Genomic DNA, 7,584 nt, shown 5'->3' with positions numbered 1-7,584 from the left:
CGCTATGACAAACTCGCTGTCCGTTACCTGGCCACGGTCCGCGTCGCCGCAATCAACCTGTGGTTATCCGGCCACGGCTTATGAAACGCGGCCTAACCCGCCGCCTCGGACGCGACCACCACACGCACGGTCGGCCAGTCCGGAACCGGAGCGCAAGAGGCTCGATCCCGCCAGACCACCATGAGGCAGCTGTTTGCTGTCTATCTGAGCTTTGCTGTCTATCTGGGCTGTACCCCAAATAGACGCCATGAGGGCTTGAAGGAACGCCTCACCTTGGCCGTGGCGATGTTGTCGGGCAGACGGCCGGTGCACCTGATTTTGTTGTGGGCCAGTGAAACCGATTCTGGCTTACGAACATCCAATGGTGAGCGAAGGAAGCTCTTCACAGTTTTGGGAGGGCGAGATGAAGACCAGCATGGATGTCCGGCGGATCGTTGCAGCTGCGGCCGTAGTTGCGGTGTGCGGGGGAGGTGCCGGCGCGCAGCTCTTTTCACTATCGACCCCCGTTTCGGCGTACCGAAGGATATCCATTTCGATTCCGGCTCGGCAATCAATGAATTCTCGGTGGTGCAAATTGTTGCCGGGTGGGCCGGTGCGTACGCGCACAGCGATGAGCGCCCGCGCGCCCGGTGCCGGGAAGCCCGTACCGGGGCGAGCGCCGGGACCCTAGGCTGGACGGGACAACCGAGTCGAGCGACCGGAGTACAGATGTCCCGAGTGATCAGCAAAGGCGGCAACGTCGCCGTCGCAGGCGGCCCGTTGCGGATCACCGCGGCGCCGGCCGGTATCGACCTGACCGTGCTCTGCCTGCGCGCGGACGGCAAGGTCGGCAGCGACGACGATTTCGTCTTCTACAACCAGCCGGCCTCCCCGGACGGCGCCGTCCGGCTGGCCGGTGCCGCGATCGAGATCGACCTGCCGCGGGTCGCGGCGAGTACGGACCGGCTCGTGGTCGCCGCCTCGGTGGACACCGGATCCTTCGGCGGTATCGCACTGAGCATCGCGATCGCCGAGCGCGACGGCGAGACCTACGATCTGCCCATCACCGGGCTCAGCACCGAGACGACCGTCGTCCTCGCCGAGGTGTACCGGCGGACCGGCGCCTGGAAGATCCGCAATGTGGGTCAGGGATACGCCAGCGGACTGGCCGGTCTGGCCACCGATTTCGGTATCACCGTGGACGAGGACGTACCGGCTCCCGCGCAGGTCGCCGCACCACCACCGGTGTCCCCGCACACCGCCCCGGCCTCCGGTTACCCATCGCAACCCGCTCCGCCGCCACCGCCCGCACCACCGGTACAGCCTCCGGTCCCGCCCGCGGCACCGTTCGCCGCGCCGGCGCCGGGCCCCGCCCCATATCCGCCCACCACCTCGCCGGCACCCGGGGTGAACTTCGCCAAGGGCGCCGTCACTCTCACCAAGGGCGCGCCGCCGGTGCTCCTGGAGAAGGCGCCGCTGGTCCGGCTGCGGGTGGCCTGGGCCAGCGGCACCGACTACGAGGCCTACGCGCTGGTCGTCCTGGCCGACGGGAACATCGTGCACGTCGCGACCTTCCCGGCCGCCGGCATTCCGGCGAATCCCCGGTACGGCGATCTGGTGCGCCATCTCGGGGACCGTGGCCGCGGTGACATCCAGCGCGGCGGCGGGCACACGGAGGAGATCATCGAGGTACGGCTCGCCCCCGAGATCGTGGCGGTGATCCCGGTGGCGTATTCGGCGATCAACAACGGCACCGGATCGTTCCACAAGTACCGGGTGACCCTGTCGATCGAGAACGGCGCCGACAGTGTGTCGATTCCCGCCGACCAGGCCAAGAAGTCCGGCTGGATCTTCACCTGTGTGCCGGGCATCGTCTACAACCGTCCGGAGGGTGTACTGATCGAGCGGCTCGAGCTCTACAGCCGGCGTTTCTCCGAGCACCGACCCGCCGCCGTCCTGCATCCGGACGGACGGGTGGAGGTACGGATGGACAAGGGCCCGGTGAACCAGTTCAAAACGGACAACACCTGAGGCTTCTATCTTTACAACTATTGCAATCTTTTAAGAGCTAATAGGTTCACTGATAAACTCACGCCATGGTGCATTTTCGCGACCGGCAGCGGTCCTCGTGACGGCCCCACGGCGGGGACGGGTCACCCAGCATCGGGTGGCCCAGACCGTGGCGGCCGAACTGCGGACCCGCATTCTCAACGGCACCGACGACTACCGGTTGCCGACCCAGGATCAACTGGTCCAGGAGTTCGGTGTCTCCTATCCCTCGATCCGGGAAGCCATCCGCATCCTGGAAACCGAGGGCCTGGTCACCGTGCGGCGCGGAAATGTCGGCGGCGCGGAGGTCCACCGGCCCGACGAGACCTCGGCCGCCTACCATCTCGGGCTGGCCCTGCAGGGCGGCCGGGTGACGCTGCGGGATCTGGCCACCGGCCTGCAGATGCTCGAACCCATGTGCGCCGCGGAATGCGCGCGCCGCGAGGATCGGCTCGAGGTGGTGGTTCCGGCGCTCACCGCGAATATCGAGAAATCCGCGGAAGTGATCGACGACGGGGTGGCCTTCACCCAAACCGCCCGCGAGTTCCACGATCTCGTGGTGTCCTTCACCCCGAACGCGACGGTGCGCTACGTGGTGAGCAGTCTGGTCGCCCTGTGGTCGGCGCAGGAGGAGGCCTGGGCCGAAGCCCTGACCGGCCGGGGCGAGTATCCGTCGCCGGAGCAGGCCCGGGCCGCGGTACGCACCCACCAGAAGATCGTCGACGATATCGCCGCCGGGCAGGCGTCGGCGGCCGAGCACATGGCCTGCGCGCATCTGGCCGCCACCCAGGCACTGCTGCTGAAGCGGTTCGACGACGGCATCGTCAACGCGTCGTCGACACTGGCCCAGCGGGCGATCCGGTCCGGTTCGGGCCGGCGCTGACTACAGCCGGGCCGCGCTGGGGATTTCGGTCACCGGTCCGGTATCGAACGCGCGGATCATGGCGTCCTGCGTGAACGACGCGATCAGCGATCCGGCGCGGGTGCTGATCTGACCCCGGATATGGGCCGTGCCCGCACCGACGAAGGTCGCCTCGTGGTGGTAGCGCAACCAGCCATCCCAGCGCACCGGGTCGTGGAAGGTGATCCCGATCCCGATGGGCGCGGTCGACAGGGTGTGATGCGCCTGCGCCGTACCCAGCCCCGGATGCGGCCGCAACGCGGCGGAAATCCCGAGATGACCGGTGAAATGGGCGAGCATCGCGCGACGGAGTTCGTCGGCGGCGGGCACCTCGTCGTAGCGCAACCAGGCGTCGACCACGGGTGGGCCCACCTCGTCCGGATCGTTGATATCGGCACAGTCGATGATGCGCACCTCCCGGCCCGGCAGTGCCAGGCTCGCCTCCGGACCGGCGGCTTCGGGGCCGGCGACCGGCGTTCCGGCGGGCTTATCCCACCGCACCAGATCCGGTTGCGGGGCGTCCAACAGGACGGTGCAGTGGGTCCGGATCGTCGCCCCCTGCCGCACGCCGACCGTGGCACTGGCGAAACTCCGGCCCGCCCTGATCGGCGTGACGGTGAACTCCAGTGGCACATCGGGGTCGGCCGCCGAGACGAACAGCGCGTGCGCGGTGCGCACCGCCCGGCCGGGCAGGGCCCTGGACGCGGCGACGATGCTCTGCCCGAGTATCTGGCTGCCGTCCACCACTCTTCTGGTGCCGCCGTCGCTGTGCCCGCGGAAACGCGCCGGATCGGCGCGATCGGCTCGCATATCGAAGATCTCGATCATTCGCGCCATCGACGATTCCCGCGCGTCCGTACCGGCCGATCCGGCCGGGTCCGTGCTCACGAACGGACCCCCGTATAGCGCCCGGCGCCGATCGTCACCGCGACGGCACTCTGGTCGAACGCGATATAACCGGCCAGCCGGGCGACCGGTGGATGCGGCTGCGGATAGGTCCAGGCGATCCAGGGACGGTCGCTGCCCGGCAGCGTCCAGTAGGACGCCTCGCCCTTGTACGGGCACACGGTGTGCAGATCGATGGGTTCGAGCTGTGTCGTGTCCACCGCCTCGGGCGGGAAGTACACGACCAGACCGTGATCCTGCTCGTCCACCAGCAGACAGGCGTCACTGGTCGCCAGCTGCCGCGCACCGACGGTCGCGGTGAAGGAATTGGTGCGGGCCAGCAGGTCCACTCGATAGTCGGGACGCTGTCGATAGCCGGACGGTACTTCGCTCATTGCTGCTCCGAATCCTCGCTACTCCTGATATCCGCTGTCCGGGGCCACCGGACCCGAGCGCGGGGCCATGGCATCGCGTAGGCGCCCGTGGTCAAGACTATGTCCACCGGCTGTACAGGGTCGGACATTGCGGCGAGTACCTGCCGGCTGCCGTCGCCGACCACGCCGGTGCGCGGCAGTTCGGCGGCGAGTCGACCGGGTCCCGAGCGGCTGTTCACCGTGCCTACGGCCTACGCCCCGGCCGCCTCGGGCGCGTATCCGAGAATGCCCTTGACCTCCAGGTACTCCGCGAAACCGGCTTCGCCCCATTCGCGGCCGTTTCCGCTCTTCTTGTAGCCGCCGAAGGGAGCGGCGAAATCGAATCCGCCGTTGATACCGATCGAACCCGCCCGGAGCCGGCGAGCCACGGCGCGGGCCTGTTCCAGATCGCGGCCGGCGACGAATCCGGCCAGGCCGTACTCGGTGTCGTTGGCGATGGCGACGGCGTCGTCGACATCCCGGTAGCCGATGATCACCAGCACCGGGCCGAAGATCTCCTCACGGGCGACGGTCATCGTGTTGGTCACCCCCGCGAACACCGTCGGTTTGACGAAGAAACCCTTCTCCAGGCCGTCGGGCCGGCCGGGACCACCGGCGACGACGGTCGCCCCCTCCTCGATCCCCTTCTGGATCAGGGCCTGGATCCGATCCCATTGGGACCCCGCGACCACCGGGCCGAGCGCGACCTCGCCGGTGGGGTCACCGACGGTGATGCCCTCGGTGGCGGCCCGCGCAGCGGCCACGGCTTCTTCCATCCGAGCCGACGGGACCAGCATTCGCGACGGCGCGCTACAGGTCTGACCGGAGTTGCCCATCATGTTCGCCACGCCCTGGCCGACATTGATGGCGAGATCCTCGTCGTCGAGGATGATGTTGGGGCCCTTGCCGCCGAGTTCCTGGGTGACCCGCTTCACGGTGGCCGCGGCGTTGCGGGCGATATCTATCCCCGCGCGGGTGGACCCGGTGAACGAGACCATGTCGACTTCCGGATGCGACGACAGCGGGACGCCCACACTCGGCCCGTCGCCCTGCACCAGGTTGAACACACCCGCCGGTACACCGGCCGCGGCCAGCACCTCGGCGAAGATCTGCCCGGTGAACGGGGACCGTTCGGAGGGCTTGAGCACCATGGTGCAGCCGGTAGCCAGAGCGGGGAAGACCTTCACCGCGATCTGGTTCATCGGCCAGTTCCACGGGGTGATGAGACCGCAGACACCGATGGGTTCCTTGACGAAAAGGGTCGCCCCGCGTTGCTCCTCGAAGCGGTAGTTCCGCAGTATCTCGGTCGCGGTCTGTAGATGTCCGGCGGCGAGGTCGACCTGGAATCCGTTGGCCAGCCCCGACGGAGCGCCCATCTCCTCGGTGAGCGCCGCCGCCAGATCACCGGCGCGCTTCTGATACTCCGCACCGATGGCACCGAACAGGTCCAGCCGCTCGCCGACAGTACTCGCGGCCCATCCGTCGAACGCGGCGCGGGCCGCGGCAACGGCGGCGTCCACATCCGCGGCCGAGCCGAGCGCGACGGTCCCGCACACCTCCTCGGTGGCGGGATTGATCACCTCGAAGGTCCGATCGCCCGCGGGGTCGGTCCAGCGGCCGCCGATATAGAACTTCAGGTATTCGCGCATCACTGCATCCCTTCCGCGTACCAGGTGCGGAACTCGTCGTAGCTGGGCATTTCCTCGGAGTTCGCCTTCGGATCCACGGCGACATGGATCACGCCCGGCCTACCGCTGGCGAAGGCACGTTTGATGGCGGGCGCGATCTCGGTATCGGTGTCGACGTATTCGCCGTAGCAGCCGAAACCCTCGGCCACCTTGTCCAGCCGGGTGTCCTTGCTCCAGTGCACCGCGGTCTCCCGGGAGCCCTGACCGAAGGTGCGCTTGTACACACCGACCTCGAGTCCCCACGCGTAGTCGACGGCGACCACGCAGACCAGCGGAAGGTGCAACCGCGCCGCGGTTTCCAGCTCGGCGATCTGGAACTGGAAGGAGGAGTCGCCGGTGATCATCAGCACCGGGCGCTTCCCGCCGTCGGCGACCGAGGCACCCACCGCGTAGGGCAGACCGGTGCCGAGGTGGCCGAAGTTCTGGTTCCAGATCACATCGTGCGGTTTGCACTGGGTGTAGGTCCAGCCGAAGATCGTGGTGGCGCCACCGTCGCGGACCAGGATCCCGTCGGCCGGGAAATGCTTGGTGGCCTCCACGACCAGGCGGGCGGGATGGACCGGCGTACCACCCGACGGCGCGCTCTCGGCGAGTTCGGCGAGCCGGGAGGCATCCTGTTCGATCCACTGCGCGAGTTCGGGAGTCGCGGTGCGCGGAGTGTGCTTCAGCGCTTCGGTGAGCTGCGGGACGACCGCGCGCAGATCGCCGACCAGGGGTACGTCGATCGGCCGGTTCACTCCGATGGCGGTGGGATCCTGTTCGATGAGGATCCATTTTCGCTCGTCCTCCCCGGCGACCCAGTGCCGGCCGCGCCCGTAGTGCACGGGTTCGCCGAGTTCGGTGCCGATGGCCAGGCAGAGATCGGATTTCACGACGGCGTCCACCGCCGACGGTGAGAAGCCGTAGGGGAAGGTGCGGTCCTCGAGTCCTTCGATGAACGAGGTGCCGCCGGAGGTCTGGATGACGGGGCAGGCCAGGAGATCGGCCAGCGCCTTCACCGCGGCACCGGCCCGGGCGGTGTGCACGCCGTGCCCGGCCAGCAGGATCGGCTGTTTCGCCTGCCGAATGAGTTCGGCGGCCGCGGCAACCCGGTCCTGCCCGGCGGTTTGATCCACCAGGCGGTACCGGTGCGGCGGCAGCGGTGCGGCGACATCGAGTTCCTCCTGGATCACATGGGAGGGATATTCGATGTAGACCGGGCCCGGGGTCCCGGAAAGCGCCTTGCGCAGACCTTCCCGGATGACCTCGTCGGTCTGGTCGGCGTATTCGATACTGGCGGCGTACTTCACCGAGGGCTCGAACAGCCCGGACTGTTTCACGAACTGGATCCGGCCGCGGCGTACCCGCTGCTCGGTGATCCGGGCGCGCTGCCCGCCCAGGAAGATCACCGGCGAATTCTCCACCTTGGCGCACATCATGGCGCCCGCGAGGTTGGCGACGCCGGGGCCGAGGGTGCCGATGCACAGGGCGGCTTTTCCGGTCATCCGGGAGACGGCCTCGGCCATGAACCCCGCCGCTTCCTCATGGTGCGGGGACACCACGTTCCAGCCCCGTTCGTCGGCGAGGTGGAACAGGTGCACGAAATTCGGGTCCGGGATGCCGAAGACGGTGTCGATACCTTCGGCTTCGAAGAGATCCAGAATCCGTTCGTAGACTTTGACCGCCATAC

Annotated in this window: 6 protein-coding genes; 2 read left to right on the top strand and 4 right to left on the bottom strand. The window is 67.9% G+C overall.

Annotated features, from left to right (window positions below; translation table 11 throughout):
* Positions 1-708: 708 nt before the first annotated feature.
* Together AB0H42_RS28380 and AB0H42_RS28375 are read left to right on the top strand one after the other, a co-directional pair.
* Positions 709-2,010, top strand: coding sequence for a TerD family protein (locus AB0H42_RS28380; protein ID WP_357061492.1), 1,302 nt, complete (start codon positions 709-711; stop codon positions 2,008-2,010).
* Between the two features lie 136 nt (positions 2,011-2,146).
* Positions 2,147-2,911: a GntR family transcriptional regulator gene (locus AB0H42_RS28375; protein WP_357061490.1), complete on the top strand. Its 765-nt coding sequence runs from the start codon at positions 2,147-2,149 to the stop codon at positions 2,909-2,911.
* On the opposite strand, the gene AB0H42_RS28370 is transcribed toward AB0H42_RS28375, so the two are convergent.
* The 4 genes from AB0H42_RS28370 to AB0H42_RS28355 form a co-directional block, all read right to left on the bottom strand.
* Positions 2,912-3,817 (bottom strand): acyl-CoA thioesterase domain-containing protein, encoded by a 906-nt coding sequence (locus AB0H42_RS28370; protein ID WP_357061487.1) that lies wholly within the window; start codon positions 3,815-3,817, stop codon positions 2,912-2,914.
* Positions 3,814-4,209, bottom strand: coding sequence for a DUF427 domain-containing protein (locus tag AB0H42_RS28365; RefSeq protein ID WP_357061485.1), 396 nt, complete (start codon positions 4,207-4,209; stop codon positions 3,814-3,816). Before AB0H42_RS28365 ends, AB0H42_RS28370 begins: the two co-directional genes overlap by 4 nt.
* Positions 4,210-4,439: 230 nt before the next feature.
* Positions 4,440-5,876, bottom strand: coding sequence for an aldehyde dehydrogenase family protein (locus tag AB0H42_RS28360; protein ID WP_357061484.1), 1,437 nt, complete (start codon positions 5,874-5,876; stop codon positions 4,440-4,442).
* Entirely contained in the window at positions 5,876-7,582 is a 1,707-nt protein-coding gene (locus AB0H42_RS28355; protein ID WP_357061481.1) for a thiamine pyrophosphate-binding protein, read from the bottom strand. Before AB0H42_RS28355 ends, AB0H42_RS28360 begins: the two co-directional genes overlap by 1 nt.
* Between the last annotated feature and the right edge of the window lie 2 nt (positions 7,583-7,584).

Origin of the sequence: Nocardia sp. NPDC050799, from assembly GCF_040654015.1 — a bacterium.
Taxonomy (GTDB): Bacteria; Actinomycetota; Actinomycetes; order Mycobacteriales; family Mycobacteriaceae; genus Nocardia.
This window is presented reverse-complemented; position numbering and strand designations above follow the sequence as displayed.